At 70.1% G+C, this 25405-nt stretch carries 25 protein-coding genes and 1 riboswitch; of the genes, 14 read left to right on the top strand and 11 right to left on the bottom strand.

What is annotated here, in order from left to right; translation table 11 throughout:
• Window positions 1-4: 4 nt before the first annotated feature.
• On the top strand, window positions 5-1189 hold the full coding sequence (locus tag AAG688_RS06095; protein ID WP_411834474.1) for an endonuclease/exonuclease/phosphatase family protein: 1185 nt from the start codon (window positions 5-7) through the stop codon (window positions 1187-1189).
• A gap of 997 nt (window positions 1190-2186) precedes the next feature.
• Here the strand turns inward: AAG688_RS06095 and AAG688_RS06090 are convergent.
• Both AAG688_RS06090 and purT read right to left on the bottom strand, forming a co-directional pair.
• Window positions 2187-2483, bottom strand: coding sequence for a hypothetical protein (locus tag AAG688_RS06090; protein WP_411834473.1), 297 nt, complete (start codon window positions 2481-2483; stop codon window positions 2187-2189).
• 11 nt (window positions 2484-2494) lie between these two features.
• Complete coding sequence (gene purT, locus AAG688_RS06085; RefSeq protein WP_411834472.1) at window positions 2495-3694, bottom strand: formate-dependent phosphoribosylglycinamide formyltransferase; 1200 nt, start codon at window positions 3692-3694, stop codon at window positions 2495-2497.
• A gap of 113 nt (window positions 3695-3807) precedes the next feature.
• On the opposite strand from purT, the gene AAG688_RS06080 reads away from it, so the two are divergent.
• From AAG688_RS06080 to AAG688_RS06055, 6 genes are all read left to right on the top strand, one after another.
• The gene (locus AAG688_RS06080) at window positions 3808-4680 is read left to right on the top strand and encodes an SPFH domain-containing protein (RefSeq protein WP_411834470.1); all 873 of its coding nucleotides are present in this window, start codon (window positions 3808-3810) and stop codon (window positions 4678-4680) included.
• Window positions 4681-4687: 7 nt separating this feature from the next.
• Window positions 4688-4975 (top strand): hypothetical protein, encoded by a 288-nt coding sequence (locus AAG688_RS06075; RefSeq protein WP_411834469.1) that lies wholly within the window; start codon window positions 4688-4690, stop codon window positions 4973-4975.
• Window positions 4972-5157, top strand: coding sequence for an Arc family DNA binding domain-containing protein (locus AAG688_RS06070; protein WP_411834468.1), 186 nt, complete (start codon window positions 4972-4974; stop codon window positions 5155-5157). Before AAG688_RS06075 ends, AAG688_RS06070 begins: the two co-directional genes overlap by 4 nt.
• Entirely contained in the window at window positions 5154-5336 is a 183-nt protein-coding gene (locus AAG688_RS06065) for a DUF4177 domain-containing protein (protein WP_411834466.1), read from the top strand. Before AAG688_RS06070 ends, AAG688_RS06065 begins: the two co-directional genes overlap by 4 nt.
• 178 nt (window positions 5337-5514) lie before the next feature.
• The gene (locus AAG688_RS06060) at window positions 5515-6105 is read left to right on the top strand and encodes a hypothetical protein (protein WP_411834465.1); all 591 of its coding nucleotides are present in this window, start codon (window positions 5515-5517) and stop codon (window positions 6103-6105) included.
• Between the two features lie 9 nt (window positions 6106-6114).
• Complete coding sequence (locus AAG688_RS06055; RefSeq protein ID WP_411834464.1) at window positions 6115-6927, top strand: M15 family metallopeptidase; 813 nt, start codon at window positions 6115-6117, stop codon at window positions 6925-6927.
• Window positions 6928-7085: 158 nt separating this feature from the next.
• On the opposite strand, the gene AAG688_RS06050 is transcribed toward AAG688_RS06055, so the two are convergent.
• The 5 genes from AAG688_RS06050 to AAG688_RS06030 form a co-directional block, all read right to left on the bottom strand.
• Complete coding sequence (locus AAG688_RS06050; protein ID WP_411834463.1) at window positions 7086-7760, bottom strand: DNA-3-methyladenine glycosylase family protein; 675 nt, start codon at window positions 7758-7760, stop codon at window positions 7086-7088.
• Window positions 7761-7776: 16 nt separating this feature from the next.
• A complete protein-coding gene (locus AAG688_RS06045) occupies window positions 7777-8148 on the bottom strand; it encodes a DUF423 domain-containing protein (protein WP_411834462.1) in 372 nt (123 codons plus the stop codon).
• Window positions 8149-8284: 136 nt separating this feature from the next.
• On the bottom strand, window positions 8285-9436 hold the full coding sequence (locus AAG688_RS06040) for a polyketide cyclase (RefSeq protein WP_411834461.1): 1152 nt from the start codon (window positions 9434-9436) through the stop codon (window positions 8285-8287).
• A 240-nt stretch (window positions 9437-9676) separates the two neighbouring features.
• The gene (locus tag AAG688_RS06035; RefSeq protein WP_411834460.1) at window positions 9677-10318 is read right to left on the bottom strand and encodes a response regulator; all 642 of its coding nucleotides are present in this window, start codon (window positions 10316-10318) and stop codon (window positions 9677-9679) included.
• Complete coding sequence (locus AAG688_RS06030; RefSeq protein WP_411834459.1) at window positions 10315-11550, bottom strand: sensor histidine kinase; 1236 nt, start codon at window positions 11548-11550, stop codon at window positions 10315-10317. The genes AAG688_RS06035 and AAG688_RS06030 overlap by 4 nt, the downstream gene beginning before the upstream one ends.
• Window positions 11551-11757: 207 nt before the next feature.
• On the opposite strand from AAG688_RS06030, the gene AAG688_RS06025 reads away from it, so the two are divergent.
• The 6 genes from AAG688_RS06025 (at window position 11758) to AAG688_RS06000 (ending at window position 17029) form a co-directional block, all read left to right on the top strand.
• Window positions 11758-12354, top strand: coding sequence for a GNAT family N-acetyltransferase (locus AAG688_RS06025; RefSeq protein ID WP_411834458.1), 597 nt, complete (start codon window positions 11758-11760; stop codon window positions 12352-12354).
• Between the two features lie 8 nt (window positions 12355-12362).
• Window positions 12363-13112 carry a septum site-determining protein MinC gene (minC, locus tag AAG688_RS06020; protein WP_411834457.1) on the top strand — a complete coding sequence of 250 codons (750 nt, stop codon included), beginning with the start codon at window positions 12363-12365 and terminating at the stop codon, window positions 13110-13112.
• Between the two features lie 53 nt (window positions 13113-13165).
• The gene (gene minD / locus AAG688_RS06015; RefSeq protein WP_411834456.1) at window positions 13166-13975 is read left to right on the top strand and encodes a septum site-determining protein MinD; all 810 of its coding nucleotides are present in this window, start codon (window positions 13166-13168) and stop codon (window positions 13973-13975) included.
• A 1-nt stretch (window position 13976) separates the two neighbouring features.
• Window positions 13977-14231, top strand: a complete 255-nt coding sequence (gene minE, locus AAG688_RS06010; RefSeq protein WP_411834455.1) for a cell division topological specificity factor MinE — start codon at window positions 13977-13979, stop codon at window positions 14229-14231.
• 85 nt (window positions 14232-14316) lie between these two features.
• Entirely contained in the window at window positions 14317-14814 is a 498-nt protein-coding gene (locus AAG688_RS06005; RefSeq protein WP_411834454.1) for a hypothetical protein, read from the top strand.
• Between the two features lie 244 nt (window positions 14815-15058).
• Window positions 15059-17029 (top strand): M2 family metallopeptidase, encoded by a 1971-nt coding sequence (locus tag AAG688_RS06000; protein ID WP_411834452.1) that lies wholly within the window; start codon window positions 15059-15061, stop codon window positions 17027-17029.
• Window positions 17030-17233: 204 nt separating this feature from the next.
• On the opposite strand, the gene AAG688_RS05995 is transcribed toward AAG688_RS06000, so the two are convergent.
• The 3 genes from AAG688_RS05995 to AAG688_RS05985 are packed head-to-tail and all read right to left on the bottom strand — an operon-like array spanning window position 17234 to window position 19686.
• Window positions 17234-17659 (bottom strand): hypothetical protein, encoded by a 426-nt coding sequence (locus AAG688_RS05995; protein ID WP_411834451.1) that lies wholly within the window; start codon window positions 17657-17659, stop codon window positions 17234-17236.
• Between the two features lie 9 nt (window positions 17660-17668).
• Entirely contained in the window at window positions 17669-18859 is a 1191-nt protein-coding gene (locus tag AAG688_RS05990) for a multidrug effflux MFS transporter (protein ID WP_411834949.1), read from the bottom strand.
• 50 nt (window positions 18860-18909) lie between these two features.
• On the bottom strand, window positions 18910-19686 hold the full coding sequence (locus tag AAG688_RS05985) for a hypothetical protein (RefSeq protein ID WP_411834450.1): 777 nt from the start codon (window positions 19684-19686) through the stop codon (window positions 18910-18912).
• 215 nt (window positions 19687-19901) lie between these two features.
• A riboswitch (glycine riboswitch) is annotated at window positions 19902-20011 on the top strand.
• A gap of 41 nt (window positions 20012-20052) precedes the next feature.
• On the opposite strand from AAG688_RS05985, the gene gcvP reads away from it, so the two are divergent.
• The gene (gcvP, locus tag AAG688_RS05980) at window positions 20053-22965 is read left to right on the top strand and encodes an aminomethyl-transferring glycine dehydrogenase (protein ID WP_411834449.1); all 2913 of its coding nucleotides are present in this window, start codon (window positions 20053-20055) and stop codon (window positions 22963-22965) included.
• A gap of 511 nt (window positions 22966-23476) precedes the next feature.
• Here gcvP and AAG688_RS05975 read toward each other — a convergent pair.
• On the bottom strand, window positions 23477-25369 hold the full coding sequence (locus AAG688_RS05975; RefSeq protein ID WP_411834448.1) for an ATP-binding protein: 1893 nt from the start codon (window positions 25367-25369) through the stop codon (window positions 23477-23479).
• Window positions 25370-25405: the final 36 nt, after the last annotated feature.

The raw sequence follows: 25405 nt of genomic DNA, 5'->3' as shown, positions 1-25405 counted from the left end.
CGGCATGCGCCGAATCCTGTCCTGCCTGCCCCTGCTGCTGGCCGCCTGCGTGAGCACGCCCGCCGATCGACCCGCCGACGCGCCGCTGCGCGTGGCCACCTACAACGCTTCGCTGTATGCCGACACCGCCGGCGGGCTGATCGCCGAACTGCAAGGCGACAGCCCGCGCGCGCGCAAGATCGCCGCGGTGCTGCAAAAGACCCGACCGGACCTGGTGCTGATCAACGAGTTCGACTACGACGAAAGCCACCGCGCCGCGGAGCTGTTCCAGCGCCGCTACCTGGAGGCGCCGCAGCCCGGCGGCGGGCAGGCGCTGCACTATCCGTACCGCTACCTCGCGCCGGTCAACACCGGCGTGCCGAGCGGGCTGGACCTGGACAACGACGGCGGCATCGGCGAAGGCCGGCAGCGCGGCAACGATGCTTGGGGCTACGGCCTGCACCCGGGCCAGTACGGCATGCTGGTGCTGTCGCGCTTTCCGATCGACGCCGCGCGGGCGCGCACGTTTCAGCTGTTGCGCTGGAGCGCGATGCCGGCTGCGGCGCGTCCCCTCGATCCGGCCACGGGCCGGCCCTGGCACCGCGACGAGGTGTGGGAGCAGCTGCGGCTGTCGTCGAAGTCGCACTGGGACGTGCCGGTGCTGACGCCGCGCGGCACGCTGCATTTCCTCGTCTCGCACCCGACCCCGCCGGTATTCGACGGCCCGGAGGATCGCAACGGCGCGCGCAACGCCGACGAGATCCGGTTGTGGCGCGAGTACGTCACGCCGGGCGACAAGCCCTGGCTGTGCGACGACGCCGGCGCCTGCGGCGGGCTGGCGGCGGACGCGCGCTTCGTCATCGCCGGCGATCTGAACAACGATCCCATCGACGGCGACGGCCGCAGCGCGGCCATCCTCGAACTGCTGGAACATCCGCGCGTGCTGCGCATGGCCACGCCGCGCAGCGCCGGCGGCGAGGCGGCGGCGCGCGGCTACATCGCGCGGGGCCTGCCGCTGCGCGGCGCGCCCGCGCACGTCACCGGCGACTTCGGCCCGCGCACCGGCGCGATGCGGCTGGACTACGTACTGCCGTCGACCGGCTTCGCCGTCGCGGGCAGCGGCGTGTTCTGGCCCGCGCCCGACGATGCCGACGCTGCCATCGCCGACGGCAGCGATCACCACCTGGTCTGGGTGGACCTTTCCCTGTAGAGCGGAGCTTGCTCCGCAGCTTCATGCACCCACAGGAGCCGAGCAAGCTCGGCTCTACAACCTCCAGGCGCCGAAGCGCTCCCTCCGGTACGGCGCCACCCGGTTCTTGTAGAGCGGAGCTTGCTCCGCTGCTTCATGCACCCACCGGAGCCGAGCAAGCTCGGCTCTACAGCCTCCGGACGCCGAAGCGCTCCCTCCGGTACGGCGCCACCCGCTTCTTGTAGAACGGAGCTTGCTCCGCTGCTTCATGCACCCACAGGAGCCGAGCAAGCTCGGCTCTACAGCTTGCGGACGCCGAAGCGCTCCCTCCGGTACGGCGCCCCCCGCTTCTTGTAGAGCGGAGCTTGCTCCGCTGCTTCATGCACCAATAGGAGCCGAGCAAGCTCGGCTCTACAACCTCCAGGCGCCGAAGCGCTCCCTCCGGTACGGCGCCACCCGGTTCTTGTAGAGCGGAGCTTGCTCCGCTGCTTCATGCACCCACCGGAGCCGAGCAAGCTCGGCTCTACAGCCTGCGGACGCCGAAGCGCTCCCTCCGGTACGACGCCACCCGCTTCTTGTAGAACGGAGCTTGCTCCGCTGCTTCATGCACCCACAGGAGCCGAGCAAGCTCGGCTCTACAGCTTGCGGACGCCGAAGCGCTCCCTCCGGTACGGCGCCACCCGCTTCTTGTAGAGCGGAGCTTGCTCCGCTGCTTCATGCGTCCACAGGAGCCGAGCAAGCTCGGCTCTACAACCTCCAGGCGCCGAAGCGCTCCCTCCGGTACGGCGCCACCCGCTTCTTGTAGAGCGGAGCTTGCTCCGCTGCTTCATGCACCAATAGGAGCCGAGCAAGCTCGGCTCTACAACCTCCAGGCGCCGAAGCGCTCCCTCCGGTACGGCGCCATCCGCTTCTTGTAGAGCGGAGCTTGCTCCGCTGCTTCGCGCGACCAGCCGGGCAAGCTACTCCACAAGGAAGCGATGCAGTCACGCCCGGACTTGCGGCAGCGCGTCATCGCGGCTTACGTCGTTCCCACGGCCGGGGTGGCGCGCGGTCCGAAGCCGAACGCGCCGTCGCTACGCGCCGAGACGATCATCCTGACCATCTGCCCCGGCACCATCAGCTCGATCTGCACGGTGCGGCCTTCCGGGGTCTGCCCTTCCAGCGTCATCTCGATCAGCGCGCCGGCGGTGTCGATCTCGCGGCACAGCACGTGCGGTTCGCCCGGCCCCTGCGCCAGGTACGGCTTGATCGCCTCGCCCAGCGCCTCCAGCGCCTGCGGGAAGAAGAACACCGCATAGCCTTCGCTGCCGTTCATCGCCTTCCCCTTCAGATCAGTTCGATGCGCAGCGCCGCGGCGGCCTGCCGGGCGGTCTCGCGCGCGGCCTCGATGCTTTCGCCGCGCGCCAGCGTCACCCCGACCCGGCGCTGGCCTTCCACCCGCGGCTTGCCGAACAGGCGCAGCGCGGTGTCGGGCGTGGCCAGCGCGGCCTGCACGTTGGAGAACGCCGGCACGCCGTGGCCCTGCGCCAGCAGCGCGCACGAGGCCGACGGCCCGTGCTGGCGGATCGCCCCGCCCGCATCGACGCCGACCGGCAGGCCGAGGATGGCGCGGGCATGCAGCGCGAACTCGCTCAGTTCCTGCGAGATCAGCGTGACCAGCCCGGTGTCGTGCGGGCGCGGCGAGACTTCGCTGAACCACACCTCGTCGCCCCTGACGAACAGCTCCACGCCGAACACGCCCCAGCCGCCGAGGTCGTCGGTGATCGCGCGGGCGATCTCCTGCGAGCGCCGCAGCGCCTGCGTCGTCATCGGCTGCGGCTGCCAGCTCTCGCGGTAGTCGCCGTCGCGCTGCAGGTGGCCGATCGGATCGCAGAACGCGGTGCCGCCGGCGTGGCGCACGGTCAGCAGGGTGATCTCGTAGTCGAAGTCGACGAAGCCCTCGACGATGCAGCGCCCGGCGCCGGCGCGGCCGCCGGTCTGCGCGTAGTCCCAGGCCGGATCGACGTCGGCCTCGGCGCGCAGCGTGCTCTGGCCCTTGCCGGAGGACGACATCACCGGCTTGACCACGCACGGCAGGCCAATGGCCGCGACCGCCGCGCGGTATTCCTCGAACGTGTCGACGAAGCGGTACGGCGAGGTCGGCAGGCCCAGCGTCTCGGCGGCGAGCCGGCGGATGCCCTCGCGGTCCATCGTCAGCCGCGCCGCGCGCGCGGTCGGGATGACGGTGGCCGCGCCCTCGGATTCCAGCGCGACCAGCACCTCGGTCTGGATGGCCTCGATCTCCGGGACGATCAGGTGCGGCTGCTCGCGCTCGACCAGCGCCCGCAGCGCCTGCGCGTCCAGCATGTCCAGCACGTGGGCGCGATGCGCGACCTGCATCGCCGGGGCGTCGGCGTAGCGGTCGGCGGCGACGACCTCCACCCCCAGCCGCTGCAGCTCGATCGCCACCTCCTTGCCCAGTTCGCCCGAGCCCAGCAGCAGCACGCGGGTGGCGGAGGGAGACAGCGGGGTACCGAGCGTGGTCATGGGCGTGGGCTTTCGGGAAGGGGCGCCAAGTTTAGCGAGCGGCCCGGGCGGACGAATGGCTATTGACACCTGATATCAATTTGATATCAATATCCAAACCCTGGAGAACGCCGATGAAAGAACAGCCCATCCCCTCCCTGCCCGGCATCCCCGTGCTGCTGGCCGTCATCGCCGCCGCCGTGCTGGCGGGCTGGCTCTTCGTGACCGCGGTCGCCCCGGACCCGGGCGTCAATCCAGCGCGCATCATCGCCAGCGCGGCGCTGGTCGCGCTGTCGGTCTTCGTGCTGGTCGGCCTGTACACCGTGCAGCCCAACCAGGCGGCGGTGATCAGCCTGTTCGGCAAGTACGTCGGCACGGTCAAGGACAACGGCCTGCGCTGGAACAACCCCTTCTACGCCAAGCGCAAGGTGTCCATGCGCGTGCGCAACTTCGAGAGCGGCAAGCTCAAGGTCAACGAGCTGGACGGCTCGCCGATCGAGATCGCCGCGGTGATCGTCTGGCAGGTGGTCGACGCGTCCGAGGCGGTCTACAACGTCGACGACTACGAGAGCTTCGTGCACATCCAGTCCGAATCGGCGCTGCGCGCGATGGCCACCAGCTATCCCTACGACCAGCACGAGGAAGGCCAGCTGGCGCTGCGCAGCCACGCCGCGGAGATCTCCCAGCACCTGCAGGACGAACTGGCCGAGCGGCTGGCCGACGCCGGCGTGCGGGTCATCGACGCGCGCATCAGCCACCTGGCCTATGCGCCGGAAATCGCCCAGGCCATGCTGCAGCGCCAGCAGGCCAACGCGGTCATCGCCGCGCGCACGCGCATCGTCTCCGGCGCGGTCGGCATGGTCGAGATGGCGCTGGCCGAGCTGGAGAAGAACGGCACGGTCAGGCTCGACGAGGAACGCCGCGCGGCGATGGTCAGCAACCTGCTGGTGGTGCTGTGCGGCGATCGCGGCACCCAGCCCATCGTCAACGCCGGCTCGCTGTACTGAGGCCGGCATGGACGACGTGATCGGCCCGCTGATCATCGCCGCCAGCGGCCTGCCGGCGCTGGGCATCGCGCTCTGGAGCGGCCGCGACGGCAGCGCGCACGCGCGCGGCACCGGCCTGCGCTGGGCATTGATCGCCCTGTGCATGTTCGTCGGCGCCCTCGGCCTGTACTTGGCCGCCGGCAACACCGGCGCCATGCAGGCCGTGGCGGTGGTGATGGTGCTGGCGGTCAACGGGATACTCGTCTCGCTGCTGCTGCACCTGCGCCGCGGCACCGCTGGAGCATCGCGGAAGTGAGCGAGAAGAAAGCCTATCCGCTGCGCATCAACGCCGACGTGCTGGCGGCGGCGCAGCGCTGGGCCGACGACGAGCTGCGCAGCCTCAACGCGCAGATCGAGTACGTGCTGCGCGACGCGCTGCGCAAGGCCGGGCGGCTGCCCGCGCCGGACAATCCCCCCGCACAGGAGAACGAGCCATGAGCAATCGCTGGAACTACCAGGTCGTGGAAGTGAAGACGGGATGGATGGGCGGCTTCAAGGCCGAAGCCTTACAGGAAGAACTCAACAAGCACGGCAAGCTGGGCTGGGAACTGGTCAACATCATCCACACCATGCCATCGGTTCCCTCGCCCATCCTGGTATTCAAGCGGGAGGGCTGAGCATGATCCGGCGGCGGCTGGCCCTCGCTGCTTCTCCCGTCCGCCGCGATGCCGGAACGGGCTGCGCGGGGACGGCCACAGCCTGACGCTTTCGATACCATCGCCGGCCGCTGCAGCGCAGACGCGCCGGTTCTGCCTCCACGTCACCGCCCCGCTGCCGGGCAAGGGAAGTCCCTAGATGTCTCCAACCGATCCACGCCTGCAACTGGCGCCGCCGGACAGCAAGGCGCGCGTATGGCTGTTCGTGCTCGTGGTGATGCTGCCGGTGCTGCTGGTCACCGCCATCCTGGCCTGGGAGGCATTGGGCGGACAGGCACAGGACTCGGTCGGCGGCGGCATCGCGCTGTCCTCGCTCGCGACCCTGGGCGGGGTGATGCTGCTGACGCTGGCGCTGTGGTGGGTGCTGGCGCGCTTCATGCACCGGCAGGCCTTGTCGCTGGATGCCGCGCGGCTGGAGGTGCGCTCCAGCTTCTACCGCACCTCGGTGGCGCTGGACGCGCTGGATCTCGAACACGCCCGCGTGGTCGATCTGGACGAGCGCACCGAACTGCGCCCGGCCCTCAAGACCAACGGCTTCGCCCTGCCCGGCTTCCGCAGCGGCTGGTTCCGCCTGCGCAACCGCCGCCGCGCCTTCGTCGCGCTGGCCGCCGGCCGCCGCCGGCTGTGGCTGCCCACCCGCGGCGGCCATGACCTGCTGCTGGAACCTCGGGACGCGCGCGCGCTGCTGGAACGGCTGCGCGAACTGGCGGGCGCATCGGCACGCCGGTAACCTGCGCCGATGCGCGCGCCAGACCGCTTCCTGTTCAACACCCCGGACATCGAACTGTGGCCGGCCTGGCTGCTGCGCGCGCGCGGCAACCATGACGCCCGCCTGCTGGCGCGCGCGCGCTTCGTGCTGCGGCGCAAGCACGACGGCCGCTACCTGGCCGCCACCGTGGACGAAGGGCTGCAGCCGCTGCTGCCGCGCTGGACGCGCGAACGCGGCGTCGACGCGGCGCTGGACATGCTGGACGCGGTGCTCGCCACGCCACGCCGGCCGCCGGGCGCATCGGCGACGCTGCCGTTGGATCGCCTGCACGAGCGCCTCGCGCAACTGGGCGTGGACGGCGACTACGGCGCGCGCACCGGCCTGCCGCGGGTGGCCGAACCAACGCGGCTGGCGCTGGCCGGCTTCGATCGCTACCGCCGGCCGCTGTGGCTCACCGCCGCCGCCGCGCGCGCCTGGCAGCGCATGCAGGCGGCCGCCATGCGCGAAGGCGTCGTGCTGGAGGCCATCTCCGGCTATCGCAGCCACGACTACCAGCTCGGCATCTTCGAGCGCAAGTTCGCGCGCGGGCAGAGCCTGGCGCAGATCCTCGCCGTCAACGCCGCGCCCGGCCACAGCGAACACCACGGCGGGCAGGCGCTGGACATCGGCGCGCCGGGTGAGCCGCCGGCGGAGGAGTCGTTCGAGCGCACGCACGCCTTCGCCTGGCTGCAACGCCACGCCGCCGGGTTCGGCTTCACGATGAGCTATCCGCGCGACAACCCGCACGGCATCGTCTACGAGCCCTGGCACTGGCGGTACCGGGAGGCAGGGACGGAATCGTAGGCCCTTCCCGCCGCTTCCCCGCGCGGGGAGAAGAAGCGGACCGCACCCGGCAGCATCGGCAAGCAAAGGCCAAGGCGCGCGGGGGTGACAGGACGCGGCGTTGGAACCGAAAGCGTTCCAGTTCCGGAAGTCAGCCGTCCGCCGAACGGCGCGGTGCTTCAGTCCTGCGAACGCCTGGTCGGCTCCCTGGCCTGCGCGGCGAAGTCGGCGATGCGCCAGAGGTAGAAGCTGGCGTAGGTGCGGTAAGGCCCCCACTGCTCGCCGCGCGCGGCCAGTTCCCTCGGCGTCGGCATCGTCCCGGCCTTGTCGACCAGCTGCGCGCCCTTGCGGACGCCGAGATCGTCCACCGGCAGGATGTCGGGCCGGCCCAGGCGGAACATCAGCATCATCTCCACCGTCCAGCGGCCGATGCCGCGGATCGGCACCAGCGCGGCGACGATCTCGTCGTGGTGCATCGTCGCCATCTGCCGCAGCGTCGGGATCTCCCCGCGCAACTCGCGCAGCGCCAGATCGCGCAATGCCAGCGTCTTGTTGCCGGACACGCCGCAGGCGCGCAGCGCGGCATCGTCCATGCGGCCCAGCGTGTCGGCATGCAGCCGCGCGCTGCCGAGGGCGGCCTCGACCCGGCCGACGATGGTCGCCGCGGCCTTGCCGCTGAGCTGCTGGTAGAGGATGGCGCGTGCCAGCGCGTCGACCGGATCGAAGCGGCGCCGCCAGCCGTCCTGCGGCTCCAGGTAGCCGATGCGCTTCATCCAGCCGCCAAGGCGGCGATCGCGCCGGCCGAGGTGTTCGAAGGCGGCGGCGGTGTCGAAGCCGCGGGCATGGCGTGGCATGGCGTCGCTTCCTGTGTCAGCGCCTCAGCGCATCGGCTGCCCACAGCAGCCAGCCCAGCATCAGCGTGGTCCCGCCGAACGGCGCCAGCCGGGTCGGCCATCCCCACAGCGCATTGCCGGCCAGGCTGCCGGCGAACAGCAGCGTGCCCAGCGCCAGCAGCAGCAGCGCCAGTCGTCCCAGCCGGCGCGCGGTGCCCGCCGCCAGCGCGGCCAGCGCGATGCCGTGGCCGAAGGCGAACAGCGCGGCGGTCTGCAGGTTGGACTGCGCATGCGCGTCGGCGACGCCGTGCGAGGCATAGGCGGACAGGCCGACCGCGACGGCGGCCAATGCCGCGCCGAGGGCGGCCAAGGCGGAGGGCTTGCGCTGGCGACGGTCGTGGAGGCTCATCTTGTTGGCTTCAGGGATTCATCGGCGAAGGCTTCGGAACCTCGGCATCCGCCGCGGTTTCCGGGGGCCGGAAAAACGACGCGCCGCAAGAGCGGCGCGTCGGGGTGTGGCGTATCGACGGACGGTATCGCCCCGATCAGTGCTTGATGGCCCAGTACACGTCGAACTCGCCCTCGGCGGTGAACGAGGTGTCCACGCCCTTGTTCCAGGACTCGTAGGGGCGATCGACCACCTCGTGGCCGTCGGTGACCGCCCAGGCGCGCAGCGAATTGCGCACCGCGTCCAGCTCGGCCATGTAGCCGGTGTACTTGGCGGCGGCGGACTTGCGCGGCTGCAGGCGGACGTACTCGACCGGGGCGCCGGAGGGGATGGTGACCTTCAGCGGCTCGCCGCTGGCGGCGACCGGCTCGGTGCTGGCGGGCGCCTCGTCGGTGGCGGCGTCATCGCCTTCCGTCGGGGCGGGACCGCTGCGCTTGCGCACCGGCTGGGCCACGTCGAAGGCGTACTTCTCGGTGCCGAAGTCGGTGGTGATGATGCGCAGCGGACCGGCGGCGACCAGGCCGTTGGCGTCCATCACGCGCTTGATCCATTCCTGGTTGGCCTTGATCGAGGCCTTGATGGTCTCGTTGCTGCGATCGATGTTGCCGGCGTTGACGAACAGGATGTCCTCGGCCGGCAGGTCGACCACGCGCAGATCGGTCAGCTTGCTGCCTTCGACGCGGTAGTCGAAGTTCGGCACGGTGGCCAGCATGTTGGTCAGCTTGGACAGGCCCGCCTTGAGCGCGTCACCGACGTGGCGGCTGACGTACATGCCGGCGTAGCGGCCGACGATGTTCCAGCCGTATTCCACGTCGTAGGTCTGGGTGATCTTGACGTTGCGGCCGTTCTTGCCGGCCGGCTCCAGGGTGAAGAGGGTCTTCTTGTTCTTGCCCGAGGTCTTGTTCTCGATGGCGTAGGCGATGCTGCCGCCGCCACCGGCCTGCGGCGCCTCGCTGTGGGTGATTTCCCAGCGGCCCTTGCCCCAGTAGCCGGGCGAGTCGTATTCCACGCGCGCACCGACGCCGGAAACGTTGTCCGAGTAGGACAGCTCGGCGGGGTTGTTCGGCAGCAGCGGACTCCAGTCCTTCAGGCGGCGCACATTGTTCAGCGTGTCGTAGACGATGGTCATGCGGCGGTTGGTCTCGACGCTTTCCACCAGGTGGCGCTTGGACGGCAGCACCAGTCCGATCACCAGAAACAGCGCCAGGACCAGCGCCAGTGCAATCACGAACTCGATCAAACGGGTCATTCAGGAGTCTCCGGGAGCCGGTGCCACGGCCATCAAGAAAAAATGCACCGCGCATCCTAGCAGGCCATCGGGTTCCGCCGAAACCCGGCGATTTTGCGCGGCGCACCATGCGCGACCGTACCGGGCCGGCGCCCGGCCGGCCGGGATGCCCGCACCCGGACCCGGGCCCGACCGCCGCGGCCAGGCATGGGACTCCAGCGCCTGCGCCAAGCCGTCCTGGCGGGCGGGCGACCGTCCCGTTCAGACAAGCTGCAGTTCGAACGCCTTCAGCACCGCCCGGGTGCGGTCGCGCACGCCGAGCTTGCTGAGGATGTTGGAGACGTGGTTCTTGATGGTGCCCTCGGCCACGCCCAGCGAATTGGCGATCTCCTTGTTGGAGAAGCCGCTGGCCATCAGCCGCAGGATCTCGGTCTCGCGGTCGGTCAGCGGGTCCGGGCGGTCCAGGCTGACGAACTCGTTGCGCATGTGCTCCAGCCCGGACAGCAGGCGCTGGGTCACCGCCGGTTGCACCAGCGATCCACCATCGGCCACCGTACGGATCGCGCCGACCAGCTGCTCCAGCGACACGTCCTTGAGCAGGTAGCCCTTGGCGCCGGCCTTGAGCCCGGCCAGCACCAACTGGTCGTCGTCGAAGGTGGTCAGGATGATCGACGGCGGCAACTGGCCGGCGCGGGCCAGCGCCTGCAAGGCCTCCAGCCCGGACATCACCGGCATGCGCATGTCCATCAGCACCACGTCGGGCCTGATCTGCGGGATCAGCTCGACCGCCTGCCTGCCGTCGGCCGCCTCGGCGACCACCTCGATGCCGTCGTCCAGCGCCAGCAGCGAGCGGATGCCCTGACGCACCAGCGTTTGGTCGTCGACCAGACATACACGAATCATGGGGAATCTCCGGGAACGGTCTCGGGTTGGGGAACGGAAGCCAGCGCGCTGGACGCCAGCACGGCGGCGGACTCCAGCACCGGCAGGCGGATCCGCAGCCGGAACCCCTTGCCGGGCGCGGTGTCCAGCTCGAGGTCGCCGCCGTACTGCGCCAGCCGCTCGCGCATGCCGCGCAGGCCGTTGCCGGCGACCACGCCGTCGGCGCCGCCGCCATCGTCGCCGGCCTCGATGAGGATGTCGCCGCCCACGCGCCGGCAGCGCAGCCACAGGTTGCGCGCACCGGCATGGCGCACGGCGTTGGTGATGATCTCCTGGGTGCAGCGCAGCAGCACGTGCGCGCGCTGCGGGTCGTCCAGGGTCAGCGGCGAGTCGATGTCCATGTGGATGTCCAGCGAAGGCACCTTCTCGGCCAGCGGCAGCAGCGCCGCGCCCAGGTCGATGGCACCGCTCTCGCGCAGCTGGCTGACCGCCTCGCGCACGTCGGTCAGCAGCAGCCGGGCCAGGGTATGCGCCTGGCGGACGTGCTCCTGGGCGCGGCCCTCGGTGATGTGGCCGGCCACTTCCAGGTTCAGGCTCAGCGCGGTGAGGTGGTGGCCGAGCAGGTCGTGCAGCTCGCGCGAGATGCGGGTGCGCTCGTTCACGCGCGCGCTCTCTGCCAGCAGCACGCGGGTGGCGCGCAGCTCGGCGTTGAGGCGGCGCTGCTCCTCGCGCGCCTCGGCCTGCTGGCGGGCCACGTAGGCGGTGACCAGCACGAAGGCGGCGAAGCCGACGTAGAAGGCCGACTGGAACAGCGCCTCCCAGAAGCTGAAGTATTCCAGCGCCATGAACGACCACATCAGCGGCACGTGCCCCAGCAGCAGCCAGGCCATCGCCACCCGCAGGTTCAGCAGCCACGGCAGCACCCCGGCCACGATCACCATCAGCATCGCGCTCAGGCCGGTGCGGCTGTACACGCCGACCGCCACCGCCGCGGCGGTCAGCACCAGCGCCAGCGGGATGCTCCAGGCGCTGGCCCGGGCCTTGCGCGCGCCCAGCGAGCGCGTGGCCAGCCAGTAGCAGGCGCCGAAGGTGAAGTACGCCAGCGCGGTCATCGGGATGTCCGCGCCCTGCCCGTCGGCGCCGCTGGACGGCGGCAGGAACCACACGTTCAGGATGATCGGGATGCCGACCAGCGCCCACGTGTAGAGGCCGGTGGCGCGCAGCAGGCGGGTATGGCTGAGTCGTCCCAACATGGCCGCATCTTAGGCGCATTCGCCGCGGCCGCCTCCCCACGAAAGTCATGCCGCTTCCCGGCCGGCGCCGTGCCCGGGCGCGGCGCCGGCGGCTGTCATGGCGGGCGAGCCTTCGCCGGGCGGCCATGCGATAATCCGGGCCTGGCCGCCATCGGCGGTCGCCCCACGCACAAGTCCTCTGCAAGACCCCGTACGGAGCCAGGTTAAATGTCGATCGTCATCCGCGACGTGCGCGAGCACGAGCTGGATTCCGTCCTAGCCCTCAACAACAATGCCGGCCTGGCCATCCTGCCGCTGGATGCGGCCCGGGTCCGCCGCTTCTACGAGCAGGCCGAGTACTTCCGCGTCGCCGAGCGCGACGGCAACCTGGCCGGCTTCCTGGTCGGCTTCGGCTCCGACTCCGAGCACGACAGCAGCAACTTCGCCTGGTTCCGCGAGCGCCACCCCAGCTTCTTCTACATCGACCGCATCGTGGTCGCCAGCCGCCGCCGCGGCGGCGGCGTCGGCCGCGCCTTCTACGCCGACGTGCAGAGCTACGCCGAACTGCGCTACCCGCTGCTGTGCTGCGAGGTGTTCCTCGACCACGGCGCCGACCCGGCGCTGCTGTTCCACGGCAGCTTCGGCTTCCGCGAGGTCGGCCAGAACATCATGGCCGACGTCGGCGTGCGCGCCAGCATGCTGATGAAGGAGCTGTGCAGCTACCCGTGGGTGCGCCAGACCTACGGCGGCCGCCTGCCCGACGAACCCTGGGCGCGCACCCGCGACCTGGCCGGCCTGCGCGAACAGCGCGCGACCGGGACATGAGCGCGGGAATGGCGAACCTGGACTACGAGCAGGCCGGCGAACTGAAGATCGGCCAGGTCGGCATCGCCAACCTGCGCGTGCGCACGCTGGACGTGGCGCAGTTGGTGCGCGAGATGCACGAGCGCGTCGAGCGCGCGCCCAGGCTGTTCGGCCGCGCCGCGGTCATCATCGACTTCGGCGGGCTGGCGCGCACGCCCGACGCGGACACCGCGCGCGCGTTGCTGGAAGGACTGCGCGAGGCCGGCGTGCTGCCGGTGGCGCTGGCCTACGGCACCCGCGAGACCGAGCAGTTGTCCGAACAGCTCGGCCTGCCGCTGCTGGCCAAGTTCCGCGCCCAGTACGAGCCGGTCGAGGCCGCGCCGCCGAGGCCGCGCGCGCCGGAACCCGCGCCGGCGCCGGCCCCCGCCCCGCCGCCGGCCGCGCCGGCCCGGCCCGGGCTGATGCAGAAGACGCCGGTGCGCTCGGGCCAGCAGCTGTACGCGGAGAACCGCGACCTGACCGTGCTGTCCACCGTCGGCGCCGGCGCCGAGGTCATCGCCGACGGCTCCATCCACGTCTACGGCGCGCTGCGCGGCCGCGCCCTGGCCGGCGCGCGCGGCGACACCGCCGCGCGCATCTTCTGCCACGAGTTCAACGCCGAGCTGGTGGCCATCGCCGGCCACTACCAGGTGATGGAAGACATCCCCAGGGACCTGCGCGGCAAGCCCGTGCAGATCTGGCTGGAGCAGGAACAACTGAAATTCGCCGCCCTCCCGTAGGGCACCGCCGCATCCCTCCGGCACTCCCCGTATCCCCCGCAAGGAGAAAACCATTGGCTGAGATCATCGTCGTCACATCCGGCAAGGGTGGCGTAGGCAAGACCACCACCAGCGCCAGCATCGCCTGCGGGCTGGCGCGGCGCGGCAAGAAGGTCGCGGTCATCGACTTCGACGTCGGCCTGCGCAACCTGGACCTCATCATGGGCTGCGAGCGCCGCGTGGTGTACGACTTCGTCAACGTGGTGCAGGGCGAGGCGACGCTGAAGCAGGCGCTGATCAAGGACAAGCGCTTCGACACGCTGTTCGTGCTGGCCGCCTCGCAGACCCGCGACAAGGACGCGCTGACCAAGGAAGGCGTGGAGAAGGTGATCAAGGACCTGGCCGACGACGGCTTCGACTACATCGTCTGCGATTCGCCGGCCGGCATCGAGAAGGGCGCGTTCCTGGCCATGTACTTCGCCGACCAGGCCATCGTCGTGGTCAACCCGGAAGTGTCCTCGGTGCGCGACTCCGACCGCATCCTCGGCCTGCTCGACTCCAAGACCCGCCGCGCCGAGAACGGCGAGCCGCTGAAGGCCAACCTGCTGCTGACCCGCTACAACCCCGAGCGGGTGGAAAGCGGCGAGATGCTCAGCATCAAGGACGTGGAGGAAGTGCTGGGCCTGAAGAGCATCGGCGTCATCCCCGAGTCCGGCGACGTGCTCAACGCCTCCAACAAGGGCGAGCCGGTGATCCTGGACCTGGAGTCGCCGGCCGGCCAGGCCTACGACGACACCGTGGCCCGCCTGCTCGGCGAGGAGCGGCCGATGCGCTTCACCACGTTCGAGAAGAAGGGATTCTTCAGCAAGCTGTTCGGAGGTTGAAATGGGCATGTTCGATTTCCTCAGGGCGAAGAAGAACACCGCCGAGACCGCCAAGAACCGCCTGCAGATCATCATCGCCCAGGAGCGCAGCTCGCGCGGCGCGCCCGACTACCTGCCGCTGCTGCGCCGCGAACTGCTGGAAGTGATCAGGAAGTACGTCAACGTCGACGTCGACGCGGTCAAGGTCGATCTGATCAAGGACGGCGACCACGACGTGCTCGACATCTCGGTGGCGCTGCCCGAAGGCAACGGCTGAGCATGGAGCGTAGAGCGGAGCTTGCTCCGCTCCCCCTGATTCCGGACTTTCGCGAAGCGGAGCAAGCTCCGCCCCTCCTGCCGCCATGACCCCTGCCCCCGCCGACGCGCAAGACGCGACCCCGGACGTGCTGTGCGTGCGCGACGTGCCGTTCGCGGCGCTGACCGGCCTGCTGGCGCGCCACGCCCTGCGCCTGCACCGGGTCGGCGACGGTCAAGACATCCCCGGCAGCTACTGGGGCGAGCCGGAAGCCGGCGTCATCGCCAGTGACGTCTACGCGCGCGACGACACGCCGATCCATTCGCTGCTGCACGAGGCCTGCCACCTGATCGTGCTGCCGCCGGAGCGGCGCGCCGCCGTGCACACCGACGCCACCGACTCGGACATCGAGGAGGACGCCACCTGCTACCTGCAGATCGTGCTGGCCGACGCGCTGCCGGGCGTCGGCGCCGCGCGGCTGATGGCGGACATGGACGCGTGGGGCTATTCGTTCCGGCTGGGCTCGACCGCCGCGTGGTTCGCGCAGGACGCCGAGGACGCGCGCGCCTGGCTGCACGCGCACGGCCTGCTGCCCGCCCCCTGAATCCATCCCACCTTGTGGGAGCGACGTCAGTCGCGACCGGATAAAGAAACTCCCGGGACATCTGGGCTTCCCCATTCCAGGGCCACGCCCGCCATCGCGCGTCCGCAGCCGAAGCGCCCTCCTTGCACCGCGCCGTCGCGACTGACGTCGCTGCCACGGGATCCGACCCGCACTTGCGGCCCTCCCGCCGCGCCACTAGCCTTCCGCCATCCCGTTCACCGCGCACCCGCCGCAAAGGACTCCCGTGAAGCCACGCCACCTGCTGCTTTCCCTCGCCATCGGCGCCAGCCTCGTCGCGCTGGCCGCCTGCAAGAAGGAGCCTTCGCCCGATGCCGCCCCCGGCGCCGCCACCACGCCGGGCGAGACCGCCGACCAGTTCATCGCCCGCGTCAACGACGAGCTGCGCAGGATGTACCCGGAGCTGACCGCCGCGCAGTGGCTGTCGAGCACCTACATCAACGACGACAGCCAGTTGCTGGCCGCCAAGGGCAACGAGCGCTACCTGACCCAGCTCAACAGCTGGATCGAGCAGGCCAGGAAGTTCGAGGGCCAGCAGATGACGCCCGAGACCGCGCGCGCGATCCAGCTGCTCAAGCTGTCCACCGCGATGCCGGCGCCGAAGGATCCGGCCAAGCTGGAGGAACTGGCCAAGCTCGCCACCAAGATGGAAGGCATGTACGGCGCCGGCAGCTACTGCACCGGCGAGGGCGATGCGAGGAAGTGCCGCCAGCTCGGCGAGCTGGAGGACGTGTTGCGCAGCAGCCGCGACTACGACCAGCAGCTGGACGCGTGGCAGGGCTGGCACACGATCGCCCAGCCGATGCGGCAGGACTACGTGCGCTTCGCCGAGCTGGTCAACGAGGGCGCCCGCGAGATGGGCTTCGCCGATACCGGCGAGATGTGGCGCAGCGGCTACGACATGAGCCCGGCCGAAATCGCCGCCGAGACCGATCGCCTGTGGGACCAGGTCAAGCCGCTGTACGAGCAGTTGCATTGCTACACCCGCACCAAGCTGCAGGCCACCTACGGCGTGGAGAAGGGCCAGGTCAACGGCCTGCTGCCGGCGCACCTGATGGGCAACATGTGGCAGCAGGACTGGGGCAACCTGTGGGACATGCTGGAGCCGTACAAGGGCGCCGGCAGCCTGGACATCACCGGCACGCTGGAGCGCCAGGCGCAGGCCAACTACACCGCCGCGATCGGCAAGGCCGGCCCCGGCATCACCGAGGACGCGCGCTTCCAGGCCGGCCGCGAGGCGCAGTTGCAGACCGCGCGGCAGATGACCGAGCGCGCGCAGGACTTCTACACCTCGCTGGGCATGCCCAGGCTGCCGGAGAGCTACTGGTCCAAGACCCAGTTCATCAAGCCGCTGGATCGCGATGTGGTCTGCCACGCCAGCGCCTGGGACATGAACTTCGCCGGCGACGTGCGCACCAAGATGTGCATCAAGCCGAACGAGGAGGACTTCACCACCATCTACCACGAGCTCGGCCACGTCTACTACTACCTGGCCTACAACAAGCTGCCGCCGCTGTTCCAGGGCGGCGCGCACGACGGCTTCCACGAGGCCATCGGCGACACCATCGTGCTGTCGATGACGCCCGACTACCTCAAGTCGATCGGCCTGGTCGGCGACCAGCAGCAGAGCAACGAGGCGCTGATCAACGCGCAGATGCGCATGGCGCTGGCCAAGGTGTCGTTCCTGCCGTTCGGGCTGATGATCGATCGCTGGCGCTGGGGCGTGTTCGACGGCTCGATCAAGCCCGACCAGTACAACCAGGCGTGGTGGGAGCTGAAGGCGCGCTACCAGGGCGTGGCGCCGGCCACCCCGCGCGGCGAGGAGTTCTTCGATCCGGGCGCCAAGTACCATGTGCCGGGCAACACGCCGTACACGCGCTACTTCCTCTCGCACGTGCTGCAGTTCCAGTTCTACAAGGGCCTGTGCGACGCGGCCGGCTACCAGGGCCCGCTGTACGAGTGCAGCTTCTACGGCAACAAGGCGGCCGGGCAGAAGTTCTGGGCGATGCTGGAGAAGGGTTCCAGCCAGCCGTGGCAGTCCACGCTGAAGGAGCTGACCGGCACCGAAAAGATGGACGCCAGCGCGGTGCTGGAATACTTCGCGCCGCTGCAGGACTGGCTCAAGCAGCAGAACGAGGGCCAGACCTGCGGCTGGCAGGCCACGGCCGGCGCTCCGGCGCCGCCGCGCGGCAATTGATGCCGCGACGCACGGGGATGCCTTGGTGAAAGGCTCCCTGCGGACCGGCCGAACGGCAGCGCGCGCCGCCGTTCGGTCGTAGCGCGGAGCCTGCTCCGCTGCCCCGTCCCGGGGCAAGCCTTCCCGTGAGCCGGGCAAGCCCGGCTCGCGGGGTTTCCAGCGGTGCGCGACTTCGCGCAGCCGGCAGACCCTGCAGATTCCGCATCAGGCCACGGGCGGCTCTTCTTTCCCGTCGCCCTCGCTGCCGCCCTCGCCCTTCATCTCCGCCTCGAGCTTCTTTTCGTAGGCTTCCAGGCTCAGGCCCTGCGCGGCGGCCTCCAGTTCGGCGGTGTCGCGCAGTTCGTCCGAATAGGCCAGCCGCACCGGCTGGCCCTCGGCCTCGTGCAGCGCGGCGGCACGCTTGATCATGGCCAGCACCTCGGCGGCACTGTCGGAGCTGCCGGCGATGCGGCCATGCAGGCCCAGCACCCACACCCCGGCGCGGCGCACGATGCCGGCCAGCAGTTCGCCCTGCGGGTTGCGCAGTTCGGCGTGCGGCTCCACCGCCGGCGCGTTGGCGCGGGCCAGGTTGCGCGCTTTCTCGGCCTTGCGCTTCTTCGCCTCGCGGCGGGCCTTGGACTGGATGGACATGCCTTGTTCCTAGAGTTGATCAGTGGGTTCCATCGCCGGCGCATCCTTCGCGCAGCGCGGTTCGCGCCGGCTCACCCGCATCTCCCAGCGCCAGAACAGCCAGCCCAGCAGGGTGAAGGCGCCGGAGGCCAGCGCCAGGTGCAGGCCGTGGTGGCTCAGCAGCGGCGACAGCAGGCCGGCGATGATCGCGTTGACCAGCAGGTTGCTGAACGCCTGCAGCGACGAGGCCGCGCCGCGCTGGCGCGGATACATGTCGAGGATGGACAGGGTGAGGATCGGGAAGATCAGCGCCACCCCGAACGCCAGCAGGCTCATCGGCAGCACCGCCCACGGCACCGCCGGCGCGTCGGCCAGCGCGTTGTAGCCCACGTTCAATGCCACGCCCGCGCCCATGAAGGCGAAGCCCAGCGCGCTCAGCCGCGTCCCGCTGACGCGCCCGGCCGCCTTGCCGGACAGGAACGCGCCCAGCGTCATGCCGCCGATGGTGGGCAGGAACAGCCAGGCGAACTGCTGCTCGTTCAGGCGCAGCAGGTCCAGCACGAACGCAGGCGCCGAGGCGATGTAGAGGAAGATGCCGCCGAAGTTCAGCGAGCCGGCCAGCGCCAGCCGCTGGAAGCGCGGGTTCAACGCGATGGAGAAGTAGTCGCGCAGCAGGTGGGCCGGCGCGACCTTCATGCGCGCGGCCGGCGGGTGCGTCTCCGGCAGCCACAGGGTGATGCTGGCCAGCAGCAGCAGCGAGAAGCCGGCCAGGAACCAGAAGATCAGCGGCCAGCGCCCCCAGCCCAGCAGCCAGCCGCCGATGATCGGCGCGATCGCCGGGGCGATGCCGAAGATCATCGACACCTGGCTCATCAGCCGCTGCGCGTCGTCGCCGTGGAAGACGTCGCGGATCACGGCGCGCCCGACGATGAAGCCCACGCCCGCCGACAGCCCCTGCAGCGCGCGGAACAGCAGCAGCGTGCCCATGTCCTGCGCCAGCGCGCAGCCGATCGAGGCCAGCATGAACACGAACAGCCCGGCGAAGATCACCCGCTTGCGGCCCAGCGCGTCGGACAGCGGCCCGTGCACCAGGCTCATCGCCGCATAGGTCAGCAGGTAGACGCTGATGGTCTGCTGCATCGCCAGCTTGTCCGCGCCCAGTTGCGCGCCCATCTGCGGGAACGCCGGGAAGATCGTGTCGATCGAGAACGGGCCGAACATCGCCAGCCCGCCCAGCAGCAGGGCCAGGCGGCGGGTGGAAGGCGTGGCGGTCACTTGGCCGTGTTCCCCACGGCGGCGGCGGCCGCCACCGGCGGCTTCGACGGCGCGATCACCGCCATGCGCTTGAGCGCCGAGAGCGGGATCGCCTCGGCGCGCCTTTCCGCCGGCCACCACAGGAACACGTAGGCGCTGGTGGTGCCCAGCAGGCGCGCCTGCTGCGGCAGCGGCGCGCTGTCGCCGATCATCGTCACCTGCACGCGATGGCCGGAGCCGCCTTCGCGGATATGCTCGGCGCGATCGATGACGTACCAGGACGAGGCCCAGATCATGCCCCAGGCGCCCGCCACCACGGTGCCGGTGATCGGCGCCATGCCGATGCCGGCCCAGCGCATCAGCCGCAGTTCCGGGAACAGCAGCCGGCCCCACCAGCGCCCGCGCAGCCGCTGCACCTTGCCCGGGTAGCGGATGCGGAACACCTCCGGCCAGGTGATCAGCAGCACCAGCAGCACCGAGGCGGCCAGCAGCAGCGCATAGGCCGGATCGCGCAGGCCGGCGACCAGGTAGTCGCTGGGCTGCATGTATTCGAGGATCGGCAGCGAGAAGCTGCGGTAGAACCAGAAGCTGGCCCACAGGCCGATGAACGAGACCGACAGGTAGGTCGCGGCGACCAGCAGGCTGGGCTCGCGCAGCAGCAGCCGCCAGATGCGGATCACCCAGGCCTCGGCGGGCGCGAACGATTCGGCCGCCGGCTGCGGCGGCGGGAGGGCCGCTGCCGGCGCATCGGCGGCCGCGGAAGACGGCGGTGGGGCGGAACGGGCGTCCTGCATGGCGGTCCTGGCGATGCGCCGGGGCTGGCTCGCCCGCGGGCGGCGGCCGGGCATCCAGATGGCGGGGGGATGGGAAACCGGCAGGCATGTTAAGCCCTATCGCCGGCCCCGGCGAGGCTATAATCGCCGGGCAACAACGCGGTGGGAGAAGCGGGCAAGGCCCGCTGCCGAAGGCGCAACGCCCGTAATCGCTCAGGCCAGATACCACCGCAGGCAACAAAAACTCTGGAGAGACCGGTCAAACCCGGCGCCGAAGGGGCACGAACCCGCGGACCTCGTCCCGCGCGGCTTCCAAACTCTCAGGCAAAAGGACAGAGGGGCGCCCCACGTGCGGCTTCGCACGTCACTTCCGGATGCCTCCTGCCCATGTCCCAGCACACCCCGCTCCGTGCCCTCGAGCACCACGACGCCTTCATCGAACGCCACATCGGCCCCAACGAAGCCGAAATCGCGCACATGCTCGGCGTGGTCGGCTACGACTCGCTGGAGGCGATGACCGACGCCATCGTGCCCGCCAGCATCAAGTCGCCCGCGCCGCTGGCGCTGCCCGAGGCGCTGAGCGAGGAGGAGGCGCTGGCTCGCATCCGCGCCATCGCCGATCGCAACCAGGTCCTGCGCAGCTTCATCGGCCAGGGCTACTACGGCACCCACACGCCGAAGGTGATCCTGCGCAACATCCTCGAGAACCCGGCCTGGTACACCGCCTACACGCCGTACCAGGCGGAGATCTCGCAGGGCCGCATGGAGGCGCTGATCAACTTCCAGACCATGATCGCCGACCTGACCGGGATGGAGATCGCCAACGCCTCGCTGCTCGACGAGGCCACCGCCGCGGCCGAGGCGATGACGCTGGCCAAGCGCTCGGCGCGGTCGAAGTCGGACGTGTTCTTCGTCCACGACGCGGTGCACCCGCAGACGCTGGAAGTGCTGCGCACGCGCGCCGAGCCGATGGGCATCGTGCTGCGCGTCGGCACGCCGGAGGAAGCGCTGGAAGCCGACAGCTTCGGCGTGCTGCTGCAATACCCGGACACCTTCGGCCACGTCGGCGACCACAAGGCGCTGGCCGAGGCCGTGCACGCGCGCGGTGGCCTGGTCGCGGTGGCGACCGACCTGCTGGCGCTGACCCTGATCGCCGCGCCGGGCGAATGGGGCGCCGACATCGTGGTCGGCAACTCGCAGCGCTTCGGCGTGCCGTTCGGCTTCGGCGGCCCGCACGCGGCGTTCATGGCCTGCCGCGACGCCTTCAAGCGCTCGATGCCCGGCCGCCTGATCGGCGTGTCGATCGACGCGGCCGGCAACCCAGCCTACCGCCTGACCCTGCAGACCCGCGAGCAGCACATCCGCCGCGAGAAGGCCACCTCCAACATCTGCACCGCGCAGGTGCTGCTGGCGGTGATGGCCTCGATGTACGCGGTCTACCACGGCCCGGAGGGGCTGACCCGCATCGCCCGCCGCACCCACCGCCTGGCCGCCGTGCTGGCCGCGGCGCTGCGCAGGGCCGGCGTCGCCGTGGCCGGCGGTTTCTTCGACACCCTGCACGTCACCGGCATCGACGCGGCGACGCTGCACGAGAAGGCGCGCGTGGCCGGCATCAACCTGCGCCACATCGACGCCACCTCGCTGGGCATCAGCCTGGACGAGACCAGCACGCGCGAGGACGTGACCGCGCTGGCCGGCCTGTTCGGCGCGCGCATCGACAACCTCGACGCGCTGGACCTGGACACGCCCGACGCGCTGCCGGCCAACCTGCGCCGCACCAGCGCGTTCCTGCAGCACCCGGTGTTCAACACCCACCACAGCGAACACGAGCTGCTGCGCTACATGCGCGCGCTGGCCGACAAGGACCTGGCGATGGATCGCACGATGATCCCGCTGGGCAGCTGCACGATGAAGCTCAACGCCACCGCCGAGATGATCCCGGTGACCTGGCCGCAGTTCGCCGGCATCCACCCGCTGGCGCCGGCCGCGCAGGCGCAGGGCTACCGCGAGCTGATCGACGGGCTGGAGGCGATGCTGGTCGAGTGCACCGGCTACGACGCGGTCAGCCTGCAGCCCAACTCCGGCGCGCAGGGCGAGTACGCCGGCCTGCTGGCGATCCGCGCCTACCACCGCGCGCGCGGCGAGGGCCACCGCGACATCTGCCTGATCCCGGACTCGGCGCACGGCACCAACCCGGCCTCGGCGCAAATGTGCGGCATGACCGTGGTGGTCACCAAGACCGATGGCAACGGCAACGTCGACGTCGAGGACATCCGCCGCAACGCCGAGAAGTACGGCGACCGCCTGGCCGCGATCATGATGACCTACCCGTCCACGCACGGCGTGTTCGAGGAGGAAGTGGTCGAGATCTGCGAGATCATCCACCGCCACGGCGGCCAGGTGTACACCGACGGCGCCAACATGAACGCGCTGGTCGGCGTGGCCAAGCCCGGCAAGTGGGGCTCGGACGTGTCGCACCTGAACCTGCACAAGACCTTCTGCATCCCGCACGGCGGCGGCGGCCCCGGCGTCGGCCCGTGCGCGGTCAAGGCGCACCTGGCGCCGTTCCTGCCGCGCGCACTCGGCGAGCACGGCGTGCGCACTCAGGGCGTGGGCGAAGGCGAGGTCGGCATGGTCAGCGCGGCCACCTTCGGCAGCGCCTCGATCCTGCCGATCAGCTGGATGTACATCACCCTGATGGGCGCGGCCGGCCTGCGCCGCGCCACCCAGGTCGCGCTGCTCAACGCCAACTACATCGCCCGCCGCCTGGCGCCGCACTTCGACACCCTGTACACCGGCCGCAACGGCCTGGTCGCGCACGAGTGCATCCTCGACCTGCGCCCGATTAAGGACGCCACCGGCATCAGCGCCGAGGACGTGGCCAAGCGCCTGATCGACTTCGGCTTCCATGCACCGACGCTGAGCTTCCCGGTCGCCGGCACGCTGATGGTTGAGCCGACCGAGAGCGAGTCGCTGCACGAGCTGGATCGCTTCATCGACGCGATGATCCAGATCCGCGACGAGATCCGCGCGATCGAGGACGGCCGCCTGGACCGCGAGGACAACCCGCTCAAGCACGCTCCGCACACCGCCGTGCAGGTCAGCGCCGGCGAGTGGACCCACGCCTATCCGCGCGAGCTGGCGGCGTTCCCGCTGCCGTCGCTGAAGCAGCAGAAGTACTGGCCGCCGGTGGCGCGCGTGGACAACGTGCACGGTGACAAGAACGTGTTCTGCAGCTGCATCCCGGTGGAAGCCTTTGCCGGCGACGCCGAGGCCGTCGGCGAGGCGAACGCAACGTAGTTCCGCGCATTCCATCGACGAAGATGCGCGAGGCCCCGCATGCGGGGCCTCGTTGCGGCCGGGTTCCGTCGCCTGCCCGGCTGCTTCGGCTCCGGGCACGGCAGAGCAGCGGAGCAAGCTCCGCTCTACAGGGGTAAAGGTGAATTGCCTCGCCGCAGGCCGCGAAGTATCAGCCGGCGTATCACTGTAGAGCCGAGCTTGCTCGGCTGCACCAGATCCGACGCCGGCAAAGCAGCGGAGCAAGCTCCGCTCTACAAGGGTGAAGGTGAATTGCCTCGCCGCAAGCCGTGAGGTACCAGCCGACGTATCACTGTAGAGCCGAGCTTGCTCGGCTGCACCAGATCCGAGGCCGGAGATCCGAGGCCGGCAAAGCAGCGGAGCAAACTCCGCTCTACAAGGGTGAAGGTGAATTGCCTCGCCGCAGGCCATCAAGTATCAGCCGACGTATCACCGTAGAGCCGAGCTTGCCCGGCTGCACCGGCTCCGGAGCCGGCAAAGCCGCACCGCAGTTTCAGCCCACGCCGGCCAGCGCCTCCTGCAGCGACGCCGCCGTCACCGGCTTGACCAGGTGGTGATCGAAGCCCGATTCGCGGGTGCGCTGGCGATCCTCGTCGGCGCCCCAGCCGGTCAGCGCGACGATGCGCATGCCGGCGCTCCAGTCCTGCGCGCGCATGCGCCGGCAGATCTCATGCCCGTCCAGCCCGGGCATGCCGATGTCCATGAACACCACCTGCGGGCGCAGCGCCTGCGCCGCCTCCAGTCCCTCCAGGCCGCAATAGCGCGTCTGCACCTGGTGGCCCAGCAGTTCCATCACCATCGCGATCGAATCGGCGGCGTCGCGGTTGTCGTCGATGACCAGCACGCGCAACTGCGCCGTCGCCGTGTCGCCCGTGTTGCCATCGTTTCCGGTCGCGGCCATGCCGGCCTCCTCGCTCAGGGGAATTTTCAAGGTGAATTCGCTGCCCTTGCCGGCGCCCTCGCTGCGGGCCTCCAGCCGGCCGCCGTGCAGCTCCGCCAGTTGCTTGGCCAGTGCGATGCCCACGCCCAGCCCGCCGAAGGCCGACTGCTTGTCGTCGTCCACCTGCGCGAACAGTTCGAAGATGCTCTCCAGTTGTGCCGGCGCGATGCCGATGCCGTCGTCGCGCACGCGCACCACCGCCTGCCCGTCCTCGCCCTTCAGCGCCACGTGCACGTGGCCGCCTTCCGAGGTGAACTTGGCCGCGTTGTTGAGCAGGTTGCCGAGGATCTGCGACAGCCGGGTGGCGTCGGCCTCGGCCTGCATCGGCGCCAGCGGCAGATCGCAGGACAGCCGGCGGTTCAGCCGCCGGTAGTGCGCCTGGAAGTCCTGCACGGTATGGCGCACCACCTCGGCCATGTCCAGGCGCGCGCGCCGCAGCTTCACCTTGCCCAGGTTGATGCGGTTGATGTCGAGCAGATCGTCCAGCAGGTGGGTCATCTGCCCGACCTGGCGCTCGATCATCGCGATTGCCCTGCCGGTCACCTCGGCATTGGTACCGGCCAGCTTCAGCGCCTGCAATCCGGCCGAGATCGGCGCCAGCGGATTGCGCAGTTCGTGCGCCAGGGTGGCGATGAACTCGGTCTTGCGGCGATCGACGGTCCTGAGCGCTTCCTCGGCCTGCTGGCGTTCGCTGGTGTCGCTGAACAGCACCGCCACCTGCCTCAGTTCCGGGGCGCCGAAACGGAAGGCGTAGACGTCGAACCAGCGCCCCAGTTCGTGGGCATGGCTCTCGAGGCGCCGCGGTTCGCCGTCGCGCGCCACCTCGCCATAGAACTCGAACCAGAACGCCTCGTGGTTGGGCGCGATTTCCCGCATCCGCCGGCCGGTGGCCTGGTGCATGCCCGAGTGCCGTTCGAACGCGGGATTCACTTCCAGGAACAGGTAATCGACGGGCTTTCCGGCCTGGTCGTAAATCATCTCGATGACGCAGAAGCCGGCATCGATGGACTCGAACAGCGCCCGGTACTTGAGCTGCGACTCGCGCAGCTGTCGTTCCAGCACGGTGCGCTCGGAGACTTCCTCCAGCAGGCCCATCACAGCGATCACCCGGCCCTCGACGTCGCGCGCGCTGACCACGGCGCGATCGCGCAGCCAGCGCACGGTGCCGCCCTCCAGCACCACGCGATATTCGGCGTCCATCGAGCCGCGTTCGTGCAGCAGGCCGTCGTACTGCGCCAGTGCGCCGGGCAGGTCGGCCGGATGCAGGTTGCACCACCAGTCCTTGTCGCCCTCCGCATCCATCGGCAGGCCGAGGAAGGCGCAGACTTCCTGCGGTGCGGCGCGGCCTGCCTCACCGACCTGCGCGCGGTACAGCACGCTGCCTGCGGCGCCGCCCGGCGACGACGTGGATGGCGGCGCGTTTGCTGCGGATATGACGGACGACATTCGACGCTTGCCCCCTGTATGTAGGGCAAGCGTAAT

The sequence above is a fragment of the Pseudoxanthomonas mexicana genome, assembly GCF_046736355.1.
Taxonomy (GTDB): Bacteria; Pseudomonadota; Gammaproteobacteria; order Xanthomonadales; family Xanthomonadaceae; genus Pseudoxanthomonas_A; species Pseudoxanthomonas_A mexicana_B.
This window is presented reverse-complemented; position numbering and strand designations above follow the sequence as displayed.

Bases quoted from the DNA above. Each gene is read 5' to 3' on its own strand.
- AAG688_RS06040 (WP_411834461.1), bottom strand. From the start codon at position 9,436: ATGACCCGTTTGATCGAGTTCGTGATTGCACTGGCGCTGGTCCTGGCG.
- gcvP (WP_411834449.1), top strand. From the start codon at position 20,053: ATGTCCCAGCACACCCCGCTCCGTGCCCTCGAGCACCACGACGCCTTC.
- AAG688_RS05990 (WP_411834949.1), bottom strand. From the start codon at position 18,859: ATGTTCGGCCCGTTCTCGATCGACACGATCTTCCCGGCGTTCCCGCAG.
- AAG688_RS06050 (WP_411834463.1), bottom strand. From the start codon at position 7,760: ATGCCACGCCATGCCCGCGGCTTCGACACCGCCGCCGCCTTCGAACAC.
- AAG688_RS05995 (WP_411834451.1), bottom strand. From the start codon at position 17,659: ATGTCCATCCAGTCCAAGGCCCGCCGCGAGGCGAAGAAGCGCAAGGCC.
- AAG688_RS06075 (WP_411834469.1), top strand. From the start codon at position 4,688: ATGGACGACGTGATCGGCCCGCTGATCATCGCCGCCAGCGGCCTGCCG.
- AAG688_RS05975 (WP_411834448.1), bottom strand. From the start codon at position 25,369: ATGTCGTCCGTCATATCCGCAGCAAACGCGCCGCCATCCACGTCGTCG.
- AAG688_RS06080 (WP_411834470.1), top strand. From the start codon at position 3,808: ATGAAAGAACAGCCCATCCCCTCCCTGCCCGGCATCCCCGTGCTGCTG.
- AAG688_RS06065 (WP_411834466.1), top strand. From the start codon at position 5,154: ATGAGCAATCGCTGGAACTACCAGGTCGTGGAAGTGAAGACGGGATGG.
- AAG688_RS06090 (WP_411834473.1), bottom strand. From the start codon at position 2,483: ATGAACGGCAGCGAAGGCTATGCGGTGTTCTTCTTCCCGCAGGCGCTG.
- AAG688_RS06025 (WP_411834458.1), top strand. From the start codon at position 11,758: ATGTCGATCGTCATCCGCGACGTGCGCGAGCACGAGCTGGATTCCGTC.
- AAG688_RS06055 (WP_411834464.1), top strand. From the start codon at position 6,115: ATGCGCGCGCCAGACCGCTTCCTGTTCAACACCCCGGACATCGAACTG.
- purT (WP_411834472.1), bottom strand. From the start codon at position 3,694: ATGACCACGCTCGGTACCCCGCTGTCTCCCTCCGCCACCCGCGTGCTG.
- AAG688_RS06005 (WP_411834454.1), top strand. From the start codon at position 14,317: ATGACCCCTGCCCCCGCCGACGCGCAAGACGCGACCCCGGACGTGCTG.
- AAG688_RS06060 (WP_411834465.1), top strand. From the start codon at position 5,515: ATGTCTCCAACCGATCCACGCCTGCAACTGGCGCCGCCGGACAGCAAG.
- AAG688_RS06030 (WP_411834459.1), bottom strand. From the start codon at position 11,550: ATGTTGGGACGACTCAGCCATACCCGCCTGCTGCGCGCCACCGGCCTC.
- minC (WP_411834457.1), top strand. From the start codon at position 12,363: ATGGCGAACCTGGACTACGAGCAGGCCGGCGAACTGAAGATCGGCCAG.
- AAG688_RS05985 (WP_411834450.1), bottom strand. From the start codon at position 19,686: ATGCAGGACGCCCGTTCCGCCCCACCGCCGTCTTCCGCGGCCGCCGAT.
- AAG688_RS06045 (WP_411834462.1), bottom strand. From the start codon at position 8,148: ATGAGCCTCCACGACCGTCGCCAGCGCAAGCCCTCCGCCTTGGCCGCC.
- minE (WP_411834455.1), top strand. From the start codon at position 13,977: ATGGGCATGTTCGATTTCCTCAGGGCGAAGAAGAACACCGCCGAGACC.
- AAG688_RS06035 (WP_411834460.1), bottom strand. From the start codon at position 10,318: ATGATTCGTGTATGTCTGGTCGACGACCAAACGCTGGTGCGTCAGGGC.
- AAG688_RS06095 (WP_411834474.1), top strand. From the start codon at position 5: ATGCGCCGAATCCTGTCCTGCCTGCCCCTGCTGCTGGCCGCCTGCGTG.